Source organism: Methylobacterium sp. J-118, from assembly GCF_057836565.1.
Map to the genome: position 1 here is coordinate 708,778 of NZ_JBYQFA010000001.1, position 20,666 is coordinate 729,443.

23 protein-coding genes are annotated in these 20,666 nt (G+C 69.1%); 5 read left to right on the plus strand and 18 right to left on the minus strand.

Features of this window, described 5'->3' with window-relative positions; genetic code table 11:
- Positions 1-21: 21 nt before the first annotated feature.
- From AC3IF3_RS03345 to AC3IF3_RS03355, 3 genes are read left to right on the plus strand one after another with little or no spacing between them, the layout of a single operon-like run.
- Complete coding sequence (locus tag AC3IF3_RS03345; protein WP_489227279.1) at positions 22-2,055, plus strand: FUSC family protein; 2,034 nt, start codon at positions 22-24, stop codon at positions 2,053-2,055.
- A 32-nt stretch (positions 2,056-2,087) separates the two neighbouring features.
- Positions 2,088-2,282, plus strand: a complete 195-nt coding sequence (locus AC3IF3_RS03350; protein WP_489227280.1) for a DUF1656 domain-containing protein — start codon at positions 2,088-2,090, stop codon at positions 2,280-2,282.
- Positions 2,283-3,338, plus strand: coding sequence for an efflux RND transporter periplasmic adaptor subunit (locus AC3IF3_RS03355; RefSeq protein ID WP_243966773.1), 1,056 nt, complete (start codon positions 2,283-2,285; stop codon positions 3,336-3,338).
- A 774-nt stretch (positions 3,339-4,112) separates the two neighbouring features.
- Here AC3IF3_RS03355 and gatB read toward each other — a convergent pair.
- From gatB to AC3IF3_RS03380, 5 genes are all read right to left on the minus strand, one after another.
- Complete coding sequence (gene gatB, locus AC3IF3_RS03360; protein WP_489227281.1) at positions 4,113-5,585, minus strand: Asp-tRNA(Asn)/Glu-tRNA(Gln) amidotransferase subunit GatB; 1,473 nt, start codon at positions 5,583-5,585, stop codon at positions 4,113-4,115.
- Positions 5,586-5,763: 178 nt separating this feature from the next.
- The gene (locus tag AC3IF3_RS03365) at positions 5,764-6,063 is read right to left on the minus strand and encodes a hypothetical protein (protein ID WP_243966771.1); all 300 of its coding nucleotides are present in this window, start codon (positions 6,061-6,063) and stop codon (positions 5,764-5,766) included.
- Positions 6,060-7,538 carry an Asp-tRNA(Asn)/Glu-tRNA(Gln) amidotransferase subunit GatA gene (gatA, locus tag AC3IF3_RS03370; protein ID WP_489227282.1) on the minus strand — a complete coding sequence of 493 codons (1,479 nt, stop codon included), beginning with the start codon at positions 7,536-7,538 and terminating at the stop codon, positions 6,060-6,062. Before gatA ends, AC3IF3_RS03365 begins: the two co-directional genes overlap by 4 nt.
- 82 nt (positions 7,539-7,620) lie before the next feature.
- Positions 7,621-7,908 carry an Asp-tRNA(Asn)/Glu-tRNA(Gln) amidotransferase subunit GatC gene (gatC, locus tag AC3IF3_RS03375; RefSeq protein ID WP_243966769.1) on the minus strand — a complete coding sequence of 96 codons (288 nt, stop codon included), beginning with the start codon at positions 7,906-7,908 and terminating at the stop codon, positions 7,621-7,623.
- Between the two features lie 148 nt (positions 7,909-8,056).
- Positions 8,057-8,197, minus strand: coding sequence for a hypothetical protein (locus tag AC3IF3_RS03380; RefSeq protein ID WP_243966768.1), 141 nt, complete (start codon positions 8,195-8,197; stop codon positions 8,057-8,059).
- A 172-nt stretch (positions 8,198-8,369) separates the two neighbouring features.
- Here AC3IF3_RS03380 and AC3IF3_RS03385 point away from each other — a divergent pair, with 172 nt between their 5' ends.
- Together AC3IF3_RS03385 and ruvX are read left to right on the plus strand one after the other, a co-directional pair.
- Positions 8,370-8,939 carry an SMI1/KNR4 family protein gene (locus tag AC3IF3_RS03385; RefSeq protein ID WP_489231227.1) on the plus strand — a complete coding sequence of 190 codons (570 nt, stop codon included), beginning with the start codon at positions 8,370-8,372 and terminating at the stop codon, positions 8,937-8,939.
- Positions 8,936-9,436, plus strand: coding sequence for a Holliday junction resolvase RuvX (gene ruvX, locus AC3IF3_RS03390; protein ID WP_489227284.1), 501 nt, complete (start codon positions 8,936-8,938; stop codon positions 9,434-9,436). Before AC3IF3_RS03385 ends, ruvX begins: the two co-directional genes overlap by 4 nt.
- On the opposite strand, the gene dprA is transcribed toward ruvX, so the two are convergent.
- The 13 genes from dprA to petA all read right to left on the minus strand — a co-directional run bounded on the left by dprA (position 9,426) and on the right by petA (position 20,544).
- Positions 9,426-10,637, minus strand: coding sequence for a DNA-processing protein DprA (dprA, locus tag AC3IF3_RS03395; protein ID WP_489227285.1), 1,212 nt, complete (start codon positions 10,635-10,637; stop codon positions 9,426-9,428). The genes ruvX and dprA overlap by 11 nt on opposite strands.
- Before the next feature lie 33 nt (positions 10,638-10,670).
- On the minus strand, positions 10,671-11,273 hold the full coding sequence (plsY, locus tag AC3IF3_RS03400) for a glycerol-3-phosphate 1-O-acyltransferase PlsY (RefSeq protein ID WP_489227286.1): 603 nt from the start codon (positions 11,271-11,273) through the stop codon (positions 10,671-10,673).
- The gene (locus AC3IF3_RS03405; RefSeq protein WP_243966765.1) at positions 11,273-12,577 is read right to left on the minus strand and encodes a dihydroorotase; all 1,305 of its coding nucleotides are present in this window, start codon (positions 12,575-12,577) and stop codon (positions 11,273-11,275) included. The genes plsY and AC3IF3_RS03405 overlap by 1 nt, the downstream gene beginning before the upstream one ends.
- Entirely contained in the window at positions 12,574-13,377 is an 804-nt protein-coding gene (hisF, locus tag AC3IF3_RS03410; RefSeq protein ID WP_489227287.1) for an imidazole glycerol phosphate synthase subunit HisF, read from the minus strand. The genes AC3IF3_RS03405 and hisF overlap by 4 nt, the downstream gene beginning before the upstream one ends.
- 17 nt (positions 13,378-13,394) lie before the next feature.
- Positions 13,395-13,865, minus strand: coding sequence for a DUF29 domain-containing protein (locus AC3IF3_RS03415; protein WP_489227288.1), 471 nt, complete (start codon positions 13,863-13,865; stop codon positions 13,395-13,397).
- A gap of 39 nt (positions 13,866-13,904) precedes the next feature.
- Positions 13,905-14,648: a 1-(5-phosphoribosyl)-5-[(5-phosphoribosylamino)methylideneamino]imidazole-4-carboxamide isomerase gene (gene hisA / locus AC3IF3_RS03420; RefSeq protein WP_243966762.1), complete on the minus strand. Its 744-nt coding sequence runs from the start codon at positions 14,646-14,648 to the stop codon at positions 13,905-13,907.
- Between the two features lie 37 nt (positions 14,649-14,685).
- Positions 14,686-15,345, minus strand: a complete 660-nt coding sequence (gene hisH / locus AC3IF3_RS03425) for an imidazole glycerol phosphate synthase subunit HisH (protein ID WP_489227289.1) — start codon at positions 15,343-15,345, stop codon at positions 14,686-14,688.
- 19 nt (positions 15,346-15,364) lie between these two features.
- Complete coding sequence (locus tag AC3IF3_RS03430) at positions 15,365-15,844, minus strand: DUF2628 domain-containing protein (protein ID WP_489231228.1); 480 nt, start codon at positions 15,842-15,844, stop codon at positions 15,365-15,367.
- 75 nt (positions 15,845-15,919) lie between these two features.
- A complete protein-coding gene (gene hisB / locus AC3IF3_RS03435) occupies positions 15,920-16,507 on the minus strand; it encodes an imidazoleglycerol-phosphate dehydratase HisB (protein ID WP_489227290.1) in 588 nt (195 codons plus the stop codon).
- A gap of 90 nt (positions 16,508-16,597) precedes the next feature.
- Positions 16,598-17,473 (minus strand): S-methyl-5'-thioadenosine phosphorylase, encoded by an 876-nt coding sequence (locus tag AC3IF3_RS03440; protein ID WP_489227291.1) that lies wholly within the window; start codon positions 17,471-17,473, stop codon positions 16,598-16,600.
- Positions 17,474-17,752: 279 nt separating this feature from the next.
- Entirely contained in the window at positions 17,753-18,664 is a 912-nt protein-coding gene (locus tag AC3IF3_RS03445) for a cytochrome c1 (protein WP_489219720.1), read from the minus strand.
- A gap of 10 nt (positions 18,665-18,674) precedes the next feature.
- On the minus strand, positions 18,675-19,961 hold the full coding sequence (locus tag AC3IF3_RS03450; RefSeq protein WP_243966755.1) for a cytochrome b: 1,287 nt from the start codon (positions 19,959-19,961) through the stop codon (positions 18,675-18,677).
- A 13-nt stretch (positions 19,962-19,974) separates the two neighbouring features.
- The gene (petA, locus tag AC3IF3_RS03455; protein WP_243966754.1) at positions 19,975-20,544 is read right to left on the minus strand and encodes a ubiquinol-cytochrome c reductase iron-sulfur subunit; all 570 of its coding nucleotides are present in this window, start codon (positions 20,542-20,544) and stop codon (positions 19,975-19,977) included.
- Between the last annotated feature and the right edge of the window lie 122 nt (positions 20,545-20,666).

Consider the following 20,666-nt stretch of genomic DNA (forward strand, 5'->3'; position numbering starts at 1 on the left):
TCGGGCACAGCCGGGGCCGGCATGTCTGAGGCTGCAGCCGGCGCGGACCGGTCTTCCGGCTCCGTCGCCGACCGCCTGATCGCGTTCCTCGACGCCTGGGTGCCCAAGCCGGCGGCCTGGGCCTTCGCCCTGCGCATCTGGATCGCCATGATGGTGGCGCTCGGTGCCGCCTTCTGGCTCCAGCTGGACAGCGCTTCGTCGGCGGCGACCTGCGTGGCGATCCTCGCCCAGCCGAAGCGCGGACAGGCGATCTCCAAGGCCGTGTACCGGCTCCTCGGCACGCTGATCGGTGCATTCGTGTCGATCGTGCTCGTGGCACTGTTCGGGCAGGATCGAGTCCTGCTGCTCCTGAGCTTCACGGTCTGGCTCGGACTGTGCGTGTTCGTAGCGCAGTACCTCCAGGACACCCGCGCTTACGGGGCGATGCTGTCGGGCTACACCGTGGCGATCATCGCCCTCGGACAGATCGACGATCCGCAGGGGGCCTTCGACGCCGCCGTCTCCCGCGTCGCCGTGATCGTCCTCGGGATCGTGGCGATCACCTTCATCAACGACGCGCTGGCCTCGCCGAGCACGTGGCGGGCGCTGCTGCCGCGCCTGCGCGAGGCCTGGGACGGGACGCGAGCCTATGCCCGGGAAACCCTGGACGAGGGCGATCTCGGCGCGCCGCGCACCGCCGCGCTGATCCGGACGATCGCGCCCATGCGGGCCGATGCCAGTGCCATCGCGGGGGAACTCGACGACGGTGCCTTCCGGGCCGCCGGCGCACGCAGCTGCATCGCGGCGCTTTACGTGATGGCCGCGTCGATCCGCACCGTGGTGGCGGCCGCCGCCTGCCTGCGGAACCCGGGCCCCGCGGTCGCGGAGGCCATGGCGATCTGCCGCCGGGTGGCCGACGCGCCCGATCCGGAGTCCCTCGACCGCGATGACGAGCGCCTGCGCGACCTGGTCGATGACGCGATTCGCGACGGGCGCCGGCCCCTCGACGAGGTCGTGGTACTTCAGCGCGCCCTCGATTTCGTCTGCGCGGCGACCTTCGCCCAGGACGGGATCGGCGCCGTGGCCGACGGCCACCGACCGTTGCGCGACGCCACGCTGCCCACGCACCGGGATTTCCCCGTGGCCCTGCGCGGCGCCCTTCGGGTGGCCCTTGGTTTCGCGGCGACGGCCGCGGCCTTCGTCGCCCTCGGCCTGCCCCAGGCCTCGTTCGCCCTGGTCCAGGTCGCTGCCACCGCGGCCCTGTCGTCGACGACACCCGATCCCAAGAAATTTGCCAACGGCGTGGTCGTCGGGATGTGCCTCGCCGCGACCTTCGCCGGGATTGCCCGGTTCGTGTTCCTCAACGGCGTCCAGGGCTTCCCGATGCTCGCCATGGCGATGGCGCCGGTGATCTTCCTCGGCTGCTTTCTCTCGCTGAACCCCAAGACCTTCGGCATCGGCTTCATCCTGATCGTGTTCTTCCCGGTGCTGCTCGGCCCGTCGAACCCGCAGACCTACGACGCCCAGACCTTCCTGCTGAACGGGTTCCTGGTCGTGGTCGCGGCCGTCGTCCTGTCGATCCTCGTGCGCATCCTGATCCCGGTCACGCCGGCGCAGCAGCGGATTTTTGCCCTGGATTCTGCGCGCCGGGCCCTGGCGGACGCCCTCGTCGGCGAGGGTGGGGACGCGACCACGCGCACCAGCCTGAACGCGGACCGGCTGTTCCAATTCGCCGGCTACAGCTCCGGGAGCGGCGCGGTGCGGCGGGCCAGTCTCTCGCACGCCTTCGCGCTCGCCCGGCTGGAATCGGCCGCCGCCCGCGCCCATGCCGAGCTGCGCCGGCTGTGGCCGGCGGCGGCGTTGCGCGACGCGATCCTGCGGGCCCGCTCGGGCTTGGCGGCGGGGGACGATCGCGCCCTCGAATCGGCGGCCGGCGCACTGATCCGCGCTGCATCCCGGCAGGATCGGATCGTCCGCCTCACGACGGCACGGGCCGCCAGCGACCTCGTGAGCGCGGCGCGAACCGTCGCCCGACACCGGACGTTCCTCCACCGTCTCGACATCGCCCCGTTCTAACGTCTTCAGCAGATGGGATTTTCGGCACGGTCATGTACGAGGACATTCACATCGGCGGGGTCCTGATCTCCTCCTTCGTGGCCTATGCCCTGGCGGCGTTCGTCATCCTCCTCCTGTTGCGCTGGTTCTTCGCCCGCATCCGCTTCAGCCGCTACGTTGCCAATGCGCCGCTGGCCGAGGCCGGCATCTACGTCTGTGTTCTCGCTGTCCTCATCGCGTTGATCTGAATGTCCGAAACCACCGCCGACGAGGATGATCCCAAGCCCGCGCACCGCGAGGGGAGGACGGATCACGCCGATCTCATGCCGGTCGTCCCGCGCCGGGGCCGGGCCGCCAAGGTCTTCCGCTTGGCCGCGACCGCCTTCATCCTGCTCGTCGCCGTGGCGGCGGCGGCTTACGTCTGGGAGTTCTACGTCGCGGCGCCCTGGACGCGGGACGGGACCGTGCGGGTGCAAGTCGCCAACATCGCCCCGCAGGTCGCCGGCCAGATCGTCGACGTCCGGGTCCGGGACAACCAGACCGTCCATAAGGGCGACGTGCTCTACGTGATCGATCCGGTCGATTTCGAGGTCTCGGTGACCTCGGCCGAGGCCGAGGTCCAGAATCGCGAGGCCGATCTCCAGGTCAAGAATGCGCAATCGGCCAGACGGCAGGCGCTGACCACGGTCTCGACCTCGATCGAAGAGAAGCAGCAATATGCCGGCACCGCGAAGATCGCCGCGGCGGCCCTGGAAAGCGCGCAGGCGCAGCTGCGGCAGGCCAAGATCAACCTCGAACGCACCCAGGTGAAATCCACCGTCAACGGACGCGTCACCAACCTGCTGATGCGGGTCGGCGACTACGCCCGGACCGGGACCTCGAACATCAGCGTGGTCGACACCGATTCGTTCTGGATCGACGGCTATTTCGAGGAAACCAAGATGCCCAACATCCATGTGGGCGACCGGGCCGAGGTCAAGCTGATGGGCTTCGACCCACACCTGGCCGGGACGGTGGAGAGCATCACGCTGGGCATCTCGACGGCGAACGCCGCCTCCAGCACGCAGGGCCTGCCCGACGTTAATCCGGTCTATACCTGGGTGCGGCTGGCGCAGCGTGTCCCGGTCCGCATCCGCATCGACCATGTCCCGCCGGAGGTCCCGCTGATCGCCGGAATGACCGCCACCGTGGTGGTCAATGGCGGCCGGGCGCCCGCGCCGACTTGGTTCATGGACCTGCGCGCGCGCGTCTCCGCCCTGACTGATTCGGCGGCCACGCCCACGGTCGAGGCGCAGCGGCGGTGATGGCGCCTTCGATGGCCGCGGTGTCGAACGTTCGGAACCTGAATCTGTCGCCAATCCCGTCCCGATGCGGACGGCTCGGCACCAAAGACGCGTGAACGGCGAAGGTCGGCCGACGCTCGACCGGCGCGGCGACACGGATGAGCCTCTCGAAAAAACATCCGGTTTCGGCTCGAGAACGATAAGAGCGACGGCAAGTCAATGGGGCGCCACTGAAGTTTCTGCAACGCCGCGGAAGCGATTCAAGCCCTTGAGCCGCCGGCTAAAGCGTTGCGGAACGCCGCTCGCGTCGGGGCAAAAAGCATTCTCTCGGAAAATTCCATGTTGACCTGTCGCCGAGACGGGCGCAGTCTTTACATGTGCTTCGCGAATGCAGGCACGGACCGGCCGGAAACCTTGATCTTATCAGGTTTCGTAACGGTGACGGTCGTTTGAAGCTGGAGGAGACAGGCATGACTCCACCGCAGCGGAACGCCGCCTAGACGGATCCGGGATCGGTTCGGCCCGGGGCCTAGCGGCACGATACGAGCAGCCGGACGGAAGCGGCTCCAGGGGCGCAGAAGCGGCCGACACGGCACGCCTTCGAATGCGCGAAAGGCCCCGATTCAAGCCGTTCCGCCGCGGTCTCGCCACCCGAGAATGGATCGTCCGACCACCCACCTGCCCGGCGGCGCCGCGGCGGGGTATCGTCGTGGTCCGGGCTTCAGCCGCAGTCCGGGCTTGAGCGGATCGGCTGCCTAGGCCCGGGACCGGAAGCGACGACGACGCGCCGGCGGCTCAGGCGATCCCGAGCTTGTCCTTGAGCAGCGCATTCACCGCCGCCGGGTTCGCCTTGCCGCCCGTGGCCTTCATGGTCTGGCCGACGAACCAGCCGAGCAGGGTCGGCTTCTCCTGGGCCTGGGCGACCTTGTCCGGGTTGGCCGCGATGATTTTGTCGATCGCCGCCTCAATGGCTCCGGTATCGGTCACCTGCTTCAGGCCACGGCTCTCGACCAGGGCACGCGGGTCGCCACCCTCGGTCCAGACGATCTCGAACAGGTCCTTGGCGATCTTGCCCGAGATCACACCCTCGCCGATCAGGTCGACGATCGCCCCGAGCTGGCTCGCAGAGACCGGGCTCGCCTCAATGGACAGGCCTTCCTTGTTGAGGCGGCCGAACAGCTCGTTGATCACCCAATTGGCCGCAGCCTTGCCGTCCCGGCCCTTGGCGACGGCCTCGTAATAGTCAGCCGAAGCCCGCTCGGCCACGAGCACGCCGGCATCATAGGGCGAGAGGCCGTAATCCGTGACGAACCGCGCCTTCTTGGCGTCCGGCAGTTCCGGCAGGCCGACAGCCAGCGCATCGACGTAGGCCTGAGCGAACTCGAGCGGCAGCAGGTCCGGGTCGGGGAAGTAGCGGTAATCGTGCGCCTCCTCCTTCGAGCGCATCGAGCGGGTCTCGCCCTTGCCAGGATCGAACAGGCGGGTCTCCTGGTCGATCGTGCCGCCATCCTCCAGGATCGCGATCTGGCGGCGCGCCTCGGTCTCGATCGCCTGGCCGATGAACCGGATCGAGTTGACGTTCTTGATCTCGCAGCGCGTGCCGAGCGGCTCGCCGGGGCGGCGCACGGAGACGTTCACGTCGGCGCGAAGCGACCCCTTCTCCATGTCGCCGTCGCAGGTGCCGAGATAGCGTAGGATCGTGCGGAGCTTGGTGACGTAGGCCTTGGCCTCCTCCGACGAGCGCAGGTCCGGCCGGGAGACGATCTCCATCAGCGCCACCCCCGACCGGTTGAGGTCGACGAAGCTGCGCAGGGGGTCCTGATCGTGCAGCGACTTGCCGGCATCCTGCTCCAGGTGCAGGCGCTCGATGCCGACCGTGATCGCTGTGCCGTCGGCCATGTCGACCAGCACCTCGCCCTCGCCGACGATCGGGTCCTTGTACTGCGAGATCTGATAGCCCTGCGGCAGATCCGGGTAAAAATAGTTCTTCCGGTCGAAGACCGAGCGCAGGTTGATCTGCGCCTTCAGACCGAGCCCGGTGCGCACCGCCTGGGCAACGCATTCGGCGTTGATCACCGGCAGCATGCCGGGCATCGCCGCATCGACCAGCGAGACATGATCGTTCGGCTCGGCCCCGAACTCGGTGGAGGCGCCGGAGAACAGCTTCGCCCGGCTGGAAACCTGGGCATGGACCTCCATGCCGACGACCACCTCCCAATCGTGGAGGCCGCCCTTGATCAGCTTCTTGGGGTCGACAGGTGCGTTCATGATCGTCCGGGCCGGAAAGGCGTGTCAGGGGCTTCCCACTCCCACCCTCATCCCGAGGTGTCGCGCAGCGGCCGCGAAGGAGGGCTCCTTCGCGGCCCGCTCGCGCGGGCGCCTCAGGATGAGGGCGCGGGTGGGAGCGGGTGTCGTTCGGTCAATTACGGGCCGCTCGCGACAAGAATCAAGCGCGGCGTCCGACGGCGCGCCGTGCCCCGTAGCCGAGGATCGCCCAGAGCAGCGCCGCCAGGGCCCGGACCGGGAAGAAGGTCGGCCCGTCATGGGTGACCGGCGCTGGCCACGGGATGCCGGCGGCGCTCACCGCCCAGGAGAACAGCACCGAGAAGCCGAGCGCCGCGATCGCCGCGATGAACACCTTGCCGAACTGGCTGGCGGTCCAGCCGAGATAGACCGCCACCACGATCAGCGCCGGATCGAACCCGGCCCAGATCCAGACCGTCCAGGGATAATACGGGACGGTCATGCCCACCACGGCTCAGGAAGTTTGGTCCGCCCGGCGGAATCCTCGATCACCTGGGCGACCGCGAACAAGGTCTCCTCGTCGAAGGGCCGGCCGATCAGCTGGAGCCCCAGCGGCAAGCCCTGACCGTCGAGCCCCGCCGGGACCGCGATGCCCGGCAGCCCGGCCATGTTCACCGTCACGGTGAACACGTCGTTGAGATACATCTCCACCGGGTCGGCGGAGGCCTTCTCGCCGATCCCGAAGGCGGCCGACGGGGTAGCGGGGGTGAGGATCGCGTCGATCCCGGAGGCGTAGGCCGCCTCGAAGTCGCGCTTGATCAGCGTGCGGATCTTCTGCGCCCGGACGTAATAGGCGTCGTAGTAGCCCGCCGAGAGCACGTAGGTGCCGATCATGATCCGGCGCTTTACCTCGCGACCGAAGCCGGCCGCGCGGGTGTTCTCGTACATCCCGGCGATATCCTTGCCGGGGACGCGCAGGCCGTAGCGGACGCCATCGTAGCGGGCGAGGTTCGAGGAGGCCTCGGCCGGGGCGACGATGTAGTAGGCCGGCAGCGCGTAGGACGTGTGCGGCAGCGAGATGTCGCGGATGGTGGCGCCGGCCGCCTTCAGCCACGTCGCCCCCTCGTCCCAGAGCTTCTGGATCTCGGCCGGCATGCCGTCGACCCGGTACTCCTTCGGGATGCCGATGGTCAGCCCCTTCACGCCCCGGGAGACCGCCGCCTCGAAATCGGGCACGGGCAGGTCGGCGCAGGTCGTGTCCCGGGCGTCCGCGCCGGCCATCGAGCCGAGCAGGATCGCGCAGTCGCGCACCGTCCGGGCGATCGGACCGGCCTGATCGAGCGAGGAGGCGAACGCCACGGTGCCCCAGCGCGAGCAGCGCCCGTAGGTCGGCTTGATTCCGACCGTGCCGGTGAAGGCGGCTGGCTGGCGGATCGAGCCGCCGGTGTCGGTGGCGGTGGCGCCGAGGCAGAGCCGCGCGGCGACCGCCGCGGCGGAACCGCCCGAGGAGCCGCCGGGCACGAGCGGCGTGTCGGAGCCCGCCCGCCGCCACGGCGAGACGACGTTGCCGTAGGCGCTGGTCTCGTTCGACGATCCCATGGCGAATTCGTCGAGGTTCAGCTTGCCGAGCATCACGGCGCCGTCGCGCCACAGATTGGCCGAGACGGCCGATTCGTAGTGCGGTTCGAAGGTCTCCAGGATCTTGGACCCCGCCGTGGTGATCACCCCGTCCGTGCAGAACAGGTCCTTGATCCCGAGCGGAATGCCCTCCAGCGGACGGGCTTCGCCGGCGGCGATTTTCTCGTCCGCAGCATCCGCCATCGCGAGGGCCCGGTCGGGCGTCTCCCGGATGAAGGCGTTGAGGATGCGGGCCTTCCCGATCGCGTCGAGATGCGCCTGCGTCAGCTCGCGGGCCGAGATCCGCTTCGCCTTGAGGGCGTCGCGCGCCTCGGCCAGGGTGAGTTCGTTCGGATTCACGCTGTTCACGTCCCCGCGCGCCGCGGCGCGTCCGCACAAAATCCGGTCCGCAAGGTCCGGGCCGAAGCTCCGAGCCGAGCGCCTACTCGACCACCTTCGGAACCAGGAAGTAATTGTCCTCGGTCTCGGGGGCGTTCGCGACCACGTCGGCCGCGCGGCCACCGTCGGTGACGACGTCCGCGCGCTTCTTCATCGCCATCGGGGTGACGGAGGTCATTGCCTCGACGCCGGAGACGTCGACCGCGCCGAGTTGCTCCACGAAGGCCAGGATCGCGTTGAGTTCGCCCTGCAGCGGACCGACCTCGTCGTCGGTGACCGCGATGCGCGCCAGATGCGCGATGCGCCGAACCGTCTTCTCGTCGACCGACATGCCGTCCCGTTCGTCCTGGTCCGGGAGCGGCCTCCCGGGATCGGCCGGCCTATAGCACCGGGCTCCGATCGGCCGCAACGCGGGCGGCACGCGGCCACCGGGCCGGCGCCGCCCCGCGCGATCAGCCGAGCGCGATCCGGTCCCGGTCTCAGGTCACGACGTGATGCGGCGTCACCGACATCTCGATGGTGACCCCGGGTCGCCGGGGGGGCTGGACCAGCGCCTGGGCAAAGCCCAGGACCAGGATCTCGAAGGCGAGCAGCAGCATCAGGCGGTGCTTGCGGGCCATCGCCGGGGCGGCCCGGGATGCTGCTGAACGGGAGAGTGGGCCGATCGTCGACAAGGCGTGACCCCGAGCGGTGGTTTAACGAAGCTTTAACCTACCTAATCGCGAACCGCTCCGCGTGCATCCGGGGCGATCTACGGAGTGCGGCATGCCTGTGGATGAGGGAGCGGAACCGATGTGGGAGCGGGTGTTCACCAGCTTGGTGCCGGGATTCGCGCCGGACGCGGCGGCGCTTGATCGCGCGGCCGCGGAGCTGGGCTTTCCCCTTCCGGATTACTACCGCGACTTCTGCCGGACCTGCGGTGTCGGCGTGGCCGGCGGTCACATCAGGATCGCCGTGCCGGCCCCCTTCGAGGCGAGCGACCTGATCACGCAAGCCGGCGTCATCGCCCACAGCGTCGGCGCCGCCGTGCGACTGCTGGAGGACGCGGCGGAGCCGCACCGTTTCGATGTCGAGGATGGCGACCCGGGGGTCGTCGAGCGCGCCTGCTTCTTCGGCCATGCCGAGGACGGCAGCTTCCTGTTCTGGGACGTGTCCGGCAGCGGCGCGGAATACGATATCTGGCTGCTCGCGCCCGATCTCGAGACGGTCCGGTTCGGCGGCGAGACCCTTTTCGATTTCTTCTCGCAGGTCACCGGCCCCACCGCCGCGTTGATTCTCGGACCGAGTATGGAGCCCCTGCCCGCCCGGTTCGAGGGTGTCTCGGCGGCGATCCTGGGCCGGAGCGGGCAGGCGGAATCATGAACCACGACGCGCTACGTGCCTTCGCCGCCGCCTCGCAGGGTGGGGCGCGGCTGATCGGCATCGATCTCGGCACCAAGACGATCGGACTTGCGCTATCGGATCTGGGGCGCCAGATCGCGACGCCGCTGGAGACGATCCGCCGGGTGAAGTTCACGCCGGATGCCCAGCGCCTCGCCACCCTGTGCCGCCAGCATGCGGTGGGCGGCCTCGTGGTCGGTCTGCCGCTGAACATGGACGGGAGCGAGGGGCCACGGGTCCAGTCGACGCGGGCCTTCGTGCGCAACCTAGCGCCGATCCTGCCCCTGCCCCACGTCTTCTTCGACGAGCGGCTGTCGACCGCGGTCGTGACCCGGGCGCTGATCGAGGCCGACGCGTCCCGGGCCCGACGCGGTGAACTGGTGGACAAGCTCGCTGCCGCCTACATTCTCCAGGGTTGCCTCGACGTGATGCGCCACATCGCCGACGTCGATTTCAACGCCGATCCGCTCAACGACTGACCAGCGAGACCGTGCCGCTACCGTGGCGCTCGATCCGCCCGTCGAGTTCGAGTTCCAGCAGCACGGTCTGCACGACGCGGATCCCGACATTGGCGCTGCGGGCCAGCGCGTCGGTTCCGACCGGGCTCGGACCCAGAAGCGCGACGATGCGTGCGCGATCATCCACGGGCTCGGGCGGATCGTCCGGCTCCTCGAACGAATCGAATACGGGCGGCCGTGAGATGTCTCGAGCCCCCAGCTCCCCCAAATTCAGCGCATCGAGGTCGATCTCGTCCCAGAAGTCGGGCTGATCTCGGAGGTCCGGCCGCCCCCGTACGGGGGCGGCGTCCGCCTCCGGGCCGTGCTCGATGATCGGACCGATCACATCGAGCACGTGTGCGACGTCGGACACAAGGGTTGCGCCCTGGCGGATCAGATCATTGGTGCCCTCGGCGCGGGGATCGAGGGGCGAGCCCGGGACCGCGAAGACCTCGCGGTTCTGCTCCAGGGCGTAGCGCGCCGTGATGAGCGAACCGGAGCGGCTCGCCGCCTCGATCACGACGGTGCCGTAGGACAGGCCGGAGATGATCCGGTTGCGCCGGGGGAAATCGCGGCCGCGCGGCTCCCAGCCCATCGGCATCTCGGCCACGATGGCGCCGCCCTCCCCCAGGATCGCGTCGACCAGGGCGGCGTGGCTCGCCGGGTAAATCCGGTCCTGGCCGCCGGCCATCACCGCGACGGTGCCGGTCTGCAGGCTGGCCTTGTGGGCCCGGGCGTCGATGCCCCGTGCGAGGCCCGAGACCACCGCCAGCCCCGCCTCGCCGAGGCCGCGGGCCAGCCGCTCCGTGAACGCGAGTCCGGCCGTAGAAGCGTTGCGCGAACCCACGAGGGCCACAGCCGGACGGTTCAAGACCGCGGCGCCGCGCAGGGCCAGGAGCGGCGGCGCCGCGTCGGTCTGCTGGAGGAGGCGCGGGTAATCCGCCTCGCCGGTGGCGATCAGCCGTCCGCCGAGGCGGGCCAGGGCCGCCAGCTCGTCCTCGGCCTGGGCGCGGGTCGGGGGCTCCAGCCGTTTGCCCTGCCGGCGTGCGAGGTCGGGAAGGGCATCGAGGGCGGCACCGGCACCGGCGAATCGGTTGACGAGCGTGCGGAAGGTGCACGGCCCGACGCCGTCGGTGCGGATCAGGCGCAGCCAGTCGAGACGCTGGGCATCGGTGAGCTGCATGCACCCCCCAAGGACCGCGCCACGCGCGTGCGCTCAGCCCTTCTGGCCGATGCGCCCCTCGGTGCCGGACGCGAGCCGGCGGATGTTGGGCGCGTGCTTCCACCATAGCAGCACGCCCAGCAGCAGGAACAGCACAGCTTGCATCGGCGCGCCGAGGGCCCACAGGACCAGCGGCGTCGCCGCCGAGGCGGCCAAGGCCGCCAGCGACGAGTATTTCAGCGCGAAGGCGAGACCGAGCCAGATCGCCGCGAAGATTCCGAGCGTCGGCGGGCTGAAGGCGAGGAGCACGCCGATGAAGGTCGCGACACCCTTGCCGCCCTTGAAGCCGAGCCAGACCGGGAAGAGATGGCCCAGAAACGCGCCCAGCCCGGCGGCGAGGGCGGGCCCATCCCCGAGGCCCTTGGCGATCAGGACCGCCACCGTGCCCTTGAGGGCATCGCCCAGCAGGGTCGCGGCGGCGAGACCCTTGCGGCCGGTGCGCAGCACGTTGGTGGCGCCGATATTGCCGGAGCCGATCGCCCGCACGTCCCCGAGCCCAGCGCATCGCGTCAGGATCAGCCCGAACGGGATCGCGCCCAGGGCATAGCCGAGGGCCAGGGCGCCGAGCGCGGCGGGGGTCGCGAGATCCGCGAGCATCAGGCGGCAGCCGCCAGATCGTCGACCGCGTGAACGATCCGGCCGCCGACCAGCGTCAGGACCGCGGCGCCCTGGAGGCGCGCCTCGTCGAAGGGCGAGTTCTTCGAGCGGGACTTCAGCCGCCTTTTGTCGAGGACGTAGGGCAGATCGGGATCGATCAGCACCAGATCGGCCGGTGCTCCGACCGCGAGGCGCCCGGCCTCGCGCCCGAGGATCCGGGCCGGGTTCACCGTCAGGGCGGCGACGAGCTTGGGAAACGCCAGATCGCCGGTATGGACGAGGCGCAGGGCGGCGCCGAGCAGGGTCTCGATGCCGAGCGCTCCGTCCGCGGCCTCCGCGAAGGGCAGGCGCTTGGTCTCGACATCCTGCGGGTTGTGGTCGGACACGACCACGTCGATCACGCCCTCGCCGAGCCCGCGCACCACCGCGTGCCGGTCGGCCTCGTCGCGCAATGGCGGCGAGAGGCGACAGAAGGTCCGGTAATGGCCGATGTCGTTCTCGTTGAGCACGAGGTTGTTCACCGAGACCCCGCAAGTCACCGGCAATCCGTCCTGCTTGGCCCGGCGGACGATCTCCACCGAATCGGCGCAGGAGATCATGGCGGCGTGGTAGCGGGCGCCGGTCAGCCGGACGAGGCGGATGTCGCGCTCCAGCATCACGGTCTCCGCCTCGCGGGGGATGCCCATCAGCCCGAGGCGCGAGGCGAGTTCACCCTCGTTCATCACGCCCTCGGCCACGAGGTCGGCATCCTCGACATGCTGCATCAGCAGGGCGTCGAAATCCCTTGCGTAGGTCAGGGCGCGGCGCATCACCTGGGCGTTGCCCACCGCGTGCAGCCCGTCCGTGAACGCGACGGCGCCGGCCTCCTTGAGCAGGCCGAACTCGGTCATTTCCTTGCCGGCCAAGCCCTTGGTGATCGCGGCGGCGGGCAGGACATTGACGCTCGCCGTGTCGCGGGCGCGGCGCAGCACGAAATCCACGATGGCCGGCCCGTCGATGATCGGGTTGGTATCCGGCATGCAGACCAGGGTAGTGACGCCGCCCGCGGCGGCGGCGGCGCTCGCCGAGGCCAGGGTCTCACGGTGCTCCGCCCCCGGCTCGCCCACGAAGGCGCGCATGTCGATCAGCCCGGGCGTCAGGACCCGGCCGGCGCAGTCGATCCGCGTGACGTCAGCCGGGGCACCGGGGGCCGCGCCGGCGGCGATGTCGGCGATCCGACCGTCCCGGACGAGGATCGCGCCGGCGGTCTCGCGCCCGGTCTCCGGATCGAGGAGGGTCGCGTTGGCGAGAAGGGTGCTGCTCACAGGGGCGTCCTCGCCGATGAAGCCGTGCCGTCGAGACGCATGGCGAGACCGGCCGCCGCCATATGGGCCTTGGCCTCAGCGATGCTCGCCTGTCCGAAATGGAAGATCGAGGCCGCCAGCACGGCGCTCGCGCCGCCCTCGGCCACGCCGGCCACGAGATCGTCGAGCCCGCCGACGCCGCCGGAGGCGATCACCGGCACGGTGACCGCGTCGCTGATCGCCCGCGTCAGGGCAAGGTCGTAGCCCGAGCGGGTGCCGTCCTTGTCCATGGAGGTGACCAGCAACTCGCCGGCGCCCCTCCCGGCGACCAGCTTCGCGAAGGCGACGGCGTCGATGCCGGTCGGATCGCGTCCGCCATGGGTGAAGATCGCCCAGGCATCGGGTTCGCCGGGGCCGGAGACGCGCTTCGCGTCGATCGCCACGACGATGCATTGGGCGCCGAACTTCTCCGCCGCCCGGGCGACGAGGTCCGGGTCCTTCACCGCCGCGGTGTTGATCGCGACCTTGTCGGCGCCGGCGAGCAGCAGGGCCCGGACATCCTCGACGGCGCGCACGCCGCCGCCGACGGTGAGCGGCATGAAGCAGGCCTCGGCGGTGCGGCTGACGATGTCGAGCAGCGTGCCCCGGGCCTCGCGGCTCGCCGTGATATCGAGAAAGCACAGTTCGTCGGCGCCGGCCGCGTCGTAGACCTTGGCCGCCTCCACCGGATCGCCGGCATCGCGCAGGCCCTCGAAGCGCACGCCCTTCACGACGCGCCCTTCCTTCACGTCGAGGCAGGGGATGATGCGGGTCTTGAGCACGGCGTCTCGACGGGGAGTCAGGCTTCGGTGTCGATCGCGAAGTGGCGATCCATGATGTCTTGATAGGCGTAGGGGCAGGTTTCCGGAAAGCGCTTGACCAACAGGCCCGTCTCCTTCGCGGCATCGAGGCGTGCAACGCGGTACGCCTTCGATACAGCCTCGGCCATACGACCTTTCAAGCCGGGGCTTTCGATCAACTCTTCGGCGATGTGGACGCGGTGCGTCGCGATCGAGATCGCCCAACTGCGCGTTCGCTTTGCCGGCTGGTGATCGAACTTGAGCATGTGCATCAGCACGACGCGCAGGGCGCTCACCAGACTGGCGTACTGGCTCCTGCCCAAGCTCTCGATCTCCTCGGCCAGATTCTCGCGATCAAGCGCCGAGAAGTCGCCGGAGCGCAGACGCGCGCCCTGCTCCTGGGTCCAGGTGTAGAAATCGTCCGCATAAGCCGTTCCGGCCGGGACCGGCCGGACCTTCACCGCCGTCATCGAAGCCTCCCGCTCGGTGCCATCACCGAGGATGACGTATCACGAAGCCGATCCGCGCGCCGCAGCGATCGCCGCCAGGGCCGCCTGCGGGTCGATGCGCCCGTCGTAGAGCGCGCGCCCCGTGATGGCGCCGGCGATCAGCGCGCAATCGGGCTGGAGCAGGCGGTGTACGTCGTCGATCGAGGCGAGGCCGCCGGAGGCGATCACCGGGATGCGCACGGCCTGCGCCAGCGCCAGGGTCATCTCGACGTTGAGGCCTTTCAGGATCCCGTCCCGGGCGATGTCGGTGTAGATGATGGCGGCGACGCCCGCGTCCTCGAAACGACGGCCCAGTTCCTCGGCGGTCATGCTCGATGTCTGGGCCCAGCCCTCGACGGCGACCCGCCCGTCCTTGGCGTCGATGCCGACGGCGATCTTTCCGGGATGCTGGCGGGCAGCCTCGCGGACGAAGCCGGGATCGCGCACCGCGGCCGTGCCGATGATCACCCGGGCCACACCCTTGGCGAGCCAGCCTTCGAGGGTCTTCATCTCCCGGATGCCGCCGCCGAGCTGCACCGGGATCCCGACCCGCGCCAGGATCGCGTCCACCGCGGCGGCGTTGCGCGGCGCCCCCGCGAAGGCGCCATCCAGATCGACAACGTGGAGCCAGGGGAAACCCTGCCCCTCGAAGGTCGCGGCCTGCGCGGCGGGATCGTCGCCGAAGACCTTGGCCTGGGCCATGTCACCCTGGACGAGGCGGACGCAGCGTCCCTCCTTGAGGTCGATCGCCGGGTAGAGGATCACGGGTTTTTCTGTCCTTCTGGGCGGGGCCGGATCGCGCTCACGGGCGCCAGGCCAAGAAATTCGCGATGAGCGCGAGTCCCAGGCGCTGACTCTTCTCGGGGTGGAATTGCGTGCCCGCGACGTTGTCCCGGGCGACGAGGGCGGTGATCGGTCCGCCGTAATCCGCCTGCGCGACTACGTCGTCGGGATTCTCCGGGGCCAGCGCGTAGCTGTGTACGAAGTAAGCGTGCAGGCCGTCCTCGCCGGTGGGGATGCCGGCGAGGAGGGCATGGACGCGGGCCGGATGCAGGGTGTTCCAGCCCATATGGGGAACCTTAAGGTTCGGATCGGCCGGCCGGATCGGTCCGACATCGCCGGGGATCCAGCCGAGGCCGGGCGTGGTGGTGTATTCCAGCCCCCGGCTCGCGAGGAGCTGCATGCCCACGCAGATGCCGAGGAACGGCCGTCCCGCGCCCTGTGCGGCCTGAATCATCGCCTCGACCATGCCGGGCACGGCGTCGAGCCCGGCCCGGCAATCCGCATAGGCGCCGACGCCCGGCAGGACGATGCGGTCGGCCGCCGCCACAACATCCGGATCCGCGGTCAGGCAGATCCGCGCGTCGCGCCCGCTCTCGCGGACCGCCCGCTCGAACGCCTTAGCGGCGGAGTGGAGGTTTCCCGATCCGTAATCGATGATCGCGACGGTCTCGGTACTCATGCGGATCTCGTCGGGGCCGTCACCGGGCCGCTTCCTGAGCGGGAAACAGGCCGATCACCGGTTCGGCGCGACGGGTCGGGCCGCCGGGGAACGGCGGCCGCGGGGCCGAGACCGTGCTGTCAAGCCAGCGTCCGAAGGCCCGCGTCTCGGCCTCCTCGGGCGAGGCCGCGATGACCGTGTCGCGCATCGGCATATCGCAACGGGTGAGGGTCCAGCGGCGCAGGCTCGACGCTTCGAGCCCGATCAGCCATGCGGACAACAGGGCCGCGATCACACCGGCGCCGGTCGGCAGGCCGAGGATGAGGCCCAGGCCGAACAGCGCCAGCAATCCGACGAGCACCATGAGTGCCGCGATCCAGAGGCGATGATAGAGGAACCACAGCACGCTGAAGGCGAAGGCCGGCCAGGAGAACCCATCCGGCACCAGTACCGCCCGATCGAGGCCGAGACTCTCGCCCGGGCGCGCCTCGGCCGGCAGGTGGAGCGTGTAGCTGCGCATGCGCATCGCGGGACTCCGACAACGGCGCTCGTCCGGGGCCTTGGGGGTGACCGGGGAGCGCGACGACAAGACGCTCTACAGGGAGCCCTTCGTGGAGGGAATGCGCCCCTCCTCCCGCGGATCGACCGCCACTGCCGTCCGCAAGGCCCGGGCCAGACCCTTGAAGCAACTCTCGGCGATGTGATGGGCGTTGTCGCCGTAGAGCGTCTCCACATGCAGGGTCAGCCCGGCATTCATGGCGAAGGCCTGGAACCACTCGCGCACGAGCTCGGTGTCGAACTGCCCGATCTTCTCGACCCGGAACGTGGTGCGGAACACCAGGAACGGCCGGCCCGAGATGTCGACGCAGACCCGGGTCAGCGCCTCGTCCATGGGCAGGTGGATGTCGGCGTAGCGGGTGACGCCGCGCTTGTCGCCCAGCGCCTTGGCGAAGGCCTGGCCCAGCGCGATGCCGCAATCCTCGGCGGAATGGTGCTGATCGATGTGCAGGTCGCCGACGACCTTCAGGTCGAGGTCGAACAGGCCGTGCCGGGCGAACAGGTCCAGCATGTGATCGAGGAAGCCGATGCCGGTGGCGATCGTCGATCGTCCGGTCCCGTCGAGACCGACGGTGACCGCGATGTCGGTCTCGGCCGTCTTCCGGCTGATGGTGGCGCTGCGCATTTTTCGTGGGACTTTGCGTAGGGGGCGGCCCAAGGGGCCGCGCGCGCTTTCTAGAGGGAGTTTTGCCGGAAGGGAAAGGGCAAGGCCGCCCTATCCGTTCAGGACCCGCCCGGCCACGACGTCGAGCTTGGCGAGCAGCGCCGGATCGCGGGCGGTGGGCGCGGTCATGATCGCTCCGTCGAGGGCGCGGTGCGAGCCCGCCGGGCAGGGCTCGCGCTCGGCCGGGAAGTCGCGGGCGAGCCGTGCCACCAGCCGGGCCGCCGTGTCGGCATTGCTCCGGGCCACTGCAATCACCGCGGCCACGTCCACGGCGTCGTGGCCGGGATGCCAGCAATCGTAATCGGTGACCATCGCGATCGTCGCGTAGGTGATCTCCGCCTCGCGGGCGAGTTTGGCCTCGGGCATGTTGGTCATGCCGATGACGTCGAAGCCCTGCGCCTTGTAGGCCCGGGATTCGGCGAGTGACGAGAATTGCGGCCCGTCCATGCAGACATAGGTTCCGCCGCGATGGACCGCGACGCCCTCCGCCCGAGCAGCGGTGGCGATCCGGGCCTGCAGGCCCGGTCCCACCGGGTGGGCGAGGGAGACATGTGCGACACAGCCGTCGCCGAAGAAGGACGAGGCGCGGCCATGGGTACGGTCGACAAATTGGTCGACCAGCACGAACAGGCCCGGGGGCAGATCCTCGCGGAACGAACCGCAGGCGGAGAGCGCCACGAGATCGGTCACGCCGGCCCGCTTCAGCGCGTCGATGTTCGCGCGGTAATTGATGCCGGACGGCGACAGCCGATGGCCGCGCCCATGGCGGGCCAGGAACACCACCTTGGTTTCGCCGATCCGCCCGATCCGAAGCGCGTCGGAGGGGTCGCCCCAGGGCGAAGCGACGCGCTCCTCGCGCACGTCCTCGAGCCCCGGCAGCTCGTAGACGCCCGACCCGCCCATCACCCCGAGCACCGCTGCCGTCATCCCGGTTTCCCTTGTTTGAGCGTCATCCTGTCCGCCACCTCATCCCGAGATGCCGGAGCGGAGCGGAGGCCTAAAAGGCGCCTCCCGCAGGCAGGGCGATCCCTGGAACCGTCCTTCGAGACCCGCTGGCGCGGGCACTTCAGGATGAGGTGGTCGGCCGGGATCGATGTCGCCGCGAGACGGACCGCCGCGTTCGCCGAGCGGTAGCACGCAGCCACAGCCCAAAAAAGATGGGCCCCCCGGAGGAGGCCCATCGGTCAGGTGCGAATCGACTGCGCCTCAGTAGGCCTTGTGCAGTTCCGGCTGGAGGCCGTGGACCTCGCCGCCGACATCGGCCCAGACCTTCTTCTTCACGTAGTAGAGCAGACCCGACAGGATGATCAGGAACAGGATCACCCGGAACCCGAGGGCTTTCCGGTCCATCATATGCGGCTCGGCGGTCCACATCAGGAACGCCGCCACGTCCTTGCCGTACTGGTCCACGGTCTCGGGGACCACCGGCTGGCCCTTGTCGTCCTTCGGGTAGGTGACCTGCCCGTCGGTGATCGGAGGCGGCATCGCGATGATGTGGCCAGGATAATACTTGTTGTAGTGGCCGCCGTCAGGAACGGCGAAATCCTTCGGCGGCTCCTCGTAGCCACCGATCAGGGCGTGGATGTAGTCCGGCCCCTGCTCGGAATAGCCGATCAGCGGCAGCCAATCGGTCAGGAAGTACAGGGAGCCGCGCGAGAAGGTCCGCGCCTTGGCGATCACCGAGAAGTCCGGCGGCGCCTTGCCGCCATTGGCCGCGGCTGCAGCCTGGTCGTTCGGGAAGGGCGGCGGGAAGGTGTCGGCTGGCCGACCAGGGCGGTCGAACATGTCGCCGGCATCGTTCGGCCCATCCTTCACCTGATAGGTCGCGGCCAGCGCCTTGACCTGGCCGGCGGTAAAGTCCGGTCCGCCCTCCTGCGCGAGGTTGCGGAAGGAGACAAGCTTCATCGAATGGCAGGCGGAGCAGACTTCCTTGTAGACCTGAAAGCCGCGCTGCAGCTGCGCGGTGTCGAAATGGCCGAAGGTACCGGCGAAGCTCCAGCTCATCCGAGCCGGGATCGGTCCGCCATGCCCTTCCTGTGCTGAGACCGGTGCCGCACCGAGCAGCAGGGCCGCCAGGGCGAACGCGGCTTTCGTCGAGAGGACGCGCGTCATGGTCATGGTCCCGTCGTCAGCCCTTGGTGGTCGGAGCAGCGGCCGCGCCCGCCGGCATGCCGGATCCGCTCACCTGCTTGCCCGGCCCGGTGACGCTCTCCAGGATCGAGCCCGGCAGCGCCTTCGGCGTCTCGAACAGGCCGCAGAGCGGCATGACGAGCAGGAAGTGGGCGAAGTAGTAAGCCGTGCAGATCTGCGAAGCGATGACGTAGCCCCCCTCGGGCGGCTGGGATCCGAGCCAGCCCAGCAGGAAGGTCGCACCGATGAACACCCAGAAGAACTGCCGGTAGATCGGCCGGTAGTTGCAGGAACGCACCCGGGACCAATCGAGCCACGGTGCGAAGGCGAGGATGATCACCGCCGAGAACATCAGGATCACGCCGCCGAGCTTGCTCGGGACCGCGCGCAGGATCGCGTAGAACGGCAGGAAGTACCATTCGGGCACGATGTGCGCGGGGGTAACGGCCGGGTTGGCCGGGATGTAGTTGTCGGCGTGGCCCAGATAGTTCGGCTGATAGAACAGGAACCACGAGAACAGGATCATGAACACGCAGGTGGCGAACACGTCCTTGACGGTGGCGTAGGGCGTGAACGGCACCGCATCCTTGCCCGACTTGATCGGGATACCTGCAGGATTGTTCTGGCCGGTGACGTGCAGCGCCCAGACATGCAGCACGACGACGCCGGCGATCATCCAGGGCAGCAGGTAGTGCAGCGAGAAGAACCGGTTCACGGTCGGGTTGCCGACCGAGTAGCCGCCCCACAGGAGGGTCTGGATCGTGTCGCCGATCACCGGGATCGCCGCCAGGATGTTGGTGATGACGGTGGCGCCCCAGAAGCTCATCTGGCCCCAGGGCAGGGTGTAGCCCAGGAACGCGGTGGCCATCATTAACAGGTAGATGATCACGCCCAGGATGTAGAGCACCTCGCGCGGGGCCTTGTACGACCCGTAATAGAGGGCCCGGAACATATGGACATAGACCGCCACGAAGAACATCGACGCGCCGTTGGCGTGCGCATAGCGCAGCAGCCAACCGTAATTCACGTCGCGCATGATCTTTTCGACGGAATTGAAGGCGCCCGTCGCCGACGGCTCGTAGTGCATTGCCAGCCAGACGCCGGTGACGATCTGGATCCCCAGGAAAGCCGCCAGGATCGCCCCGAAGGTCCAGAAGTAATTCAGATTCCGAGGGACGGGATAGGCGATGAAGGACGAATGCACGAGGCCGGCGATCGGCAGACGGGCTTCGAACCACTTGGCGACGCGGCTCTTCGGGACGTAGGTGCTGGCAGTTCCGCTCATGACCGCGCCCTCCTCAGGCCACTTCCTTGCCGCCCTCGCCGATCCGGATCTTGGTGTCCGTCTCGAAGGCGTAGGGCGGGATCGGCAGGTTGATCGGCGCCGGCCCATGGCGGACGCGGCCCACGGCATCGAACTGAGAGCCGTGACACGGGCAGGCCCAGCCCTCGAAATTACCCTGATGGCCGATCGGCACGCAGCCGAGATGCGTGCAGTTGCCGTAGACCACGAGCCACTGATCGTGCCCGTTCTTGACCCGGGTCGTGAAGGCGGCGGGATCGATCATCGCCGGCAGGGGGACCGCCTGCATGTCGGTCACCTCCTTGGCGGTGAGCTTGCGCACGAAGATCAGCTTGCCCCGCCAGAACACGTTGACGATCTGCCCGTCCTGGATCGGGGTCAGGTCGACTTCGATCGGCGCACCGGCCGCGATCGTGTCGGCATCCGGCGCCATGGATGAGACGAAGGGCCAGACCACCGCACCCACGCCGACGGCCAACCCGGCTCCCGTTGCCAGGAACAAAAAGTCTCGACGGCTGCCCTCGTGCCCATGGGCCGCGGGCGTGGCGGCTGATGTGTTCGCCAAGATTCTGAACTCCGTGCGTCGGCGTGCGGGCCGCAGGCGCCCTACCCTGATTTCCCGGCTCGGCCAGGATCAAAGCATTATCGTTCTAATCCGAGCAATGAGACCGTCTGACGCCCCCGAGT

Bases quoted from the DNA above. Each gene is read 5' to 3' on its own strand.
- hisB (WP_489227290.1), bottom strand. From the start codon at position 16,507: ATGCGCAGCGCCACCATCAGCCGGAAGACGGCCGAGACCGACATCGCG.
- gatC (WP_243966769.1), bottom strand. From the start codon at position 7,908: ATGTCGGTCGACGAGAAGACGGTTCGGCGCATCGCGCATCTGGCGCGC.
- AC3IF3_RS03345 (WP_489227279.1), top strand. From the start codon at position 22: ATGTCTGAGGCTGCAGCCGGCGCGGACCGGTCTTCCGGCTCCGTCGCC.
- AC3IF3_RS03385 (WP_489231227.1), top strand. From the start codon at position 8,370: ATGTGGGAGCGGGTGTTCACCAGCTTGGTGCCGGGATTCGCGCCGGAC.
- plsY (WP_489227286.1), bottom strand. From the start codon at position 11,273: ATGCTCGCGGATCTCGCGACCCCCGCCGCGCTCGGCGCCCTGGCCCTC.
- AC3IF3_RS03355 (WP_243966773.1), top strand. From the start codon at position 2,283: ATGTCCGAAACCACCGCCGACGAGGATGATCCCAAGCCCGCGCACCGC.
- ruvX (WP_489227284.1), top strand. From the start codon at position 8,936: ATGAACCACGACGCGCTACGTGCCTTCGCCGCCGCCTCGCAGGGTGGG.
- AC3IF3_RS03350 (WP_489227280.1), top strand. From the start codon at position 2,088: ATGTACGAGGACATTCACATCGGCGGGGTCCTGATCTCCTCCTTCGTG.
- AC3IF3_RS03445 (WP_489219720.1), bottom strand. From the start codon at position 18,664: ATGACCATGACGCGCGTCCTCTCGACGAAAGCCGCGTTCGCCCTGGCG.
- dprA (WP_489227285.1), bottom strand. From the start codon at position 10,637: ATGCAGCTCACCGATGCCCAGCGTCTCGACTGGCTGCGCCTGATCCGC.
- hisH (WP_489227289.1), bottom strand. From the start codon at position 15,345: ATGAGTACCGAGACCGTCGCGATCATCGATTACGGATCGGGAAACCTC.
- AC3IF3_RS03415 (WP_489227288.1), bottom strand. From the start codon at position 13,865: ATGACGGCGGTGAAGGTCCGGCCGGTCCCGGCCGGAACGGCTTATGCG.
- AC3IF3_RS03380 (WP_243966768.1), bottom strand. From the start codon at position 8,197: ATGGCCCGCAAGCACCGCCTGATGCTGCTGCTCGCCTTCGAGATCCTG.
- AC3IF3_RS03450 (WP_243966755.1), bottom strand. From the start codon at position 19,961: ATGAGCGGAACTGCCAGCACCTACGTCCCGAAGAGCCGCGTCGCCAAG.
- AC3IF3_RS03440 (WP_489227291.1), bottom strand. From the start codon at position 17,473: ATGACGGCAGCGGTGCTCGGGGTGATGGGCGGGTCGGGCGTCTACGAG.
- gatB (WP_489227281.1), bottom strand. From the start codon at position 5,585: ATGAACGCACCTGTCGACCCCAAGAAGCTGATCAAGGGCGGCCTCCAC.
- AC3IF3_RS03365 (WP_243966771.1), bottom strand. From the start codon at position 6,063: ATGACCGTCCCGTATTATCCCTGGACGGTCTGGATCTGGGCCGGGTTC.
- AC3IF3_RS03430 (WP_489231228.1), bottom strand. From the start codon at position 15,844: ATGCGCAGCTACACGCTCCACCTGCCGGCCGAGGCGCGCCCGGGCGAG.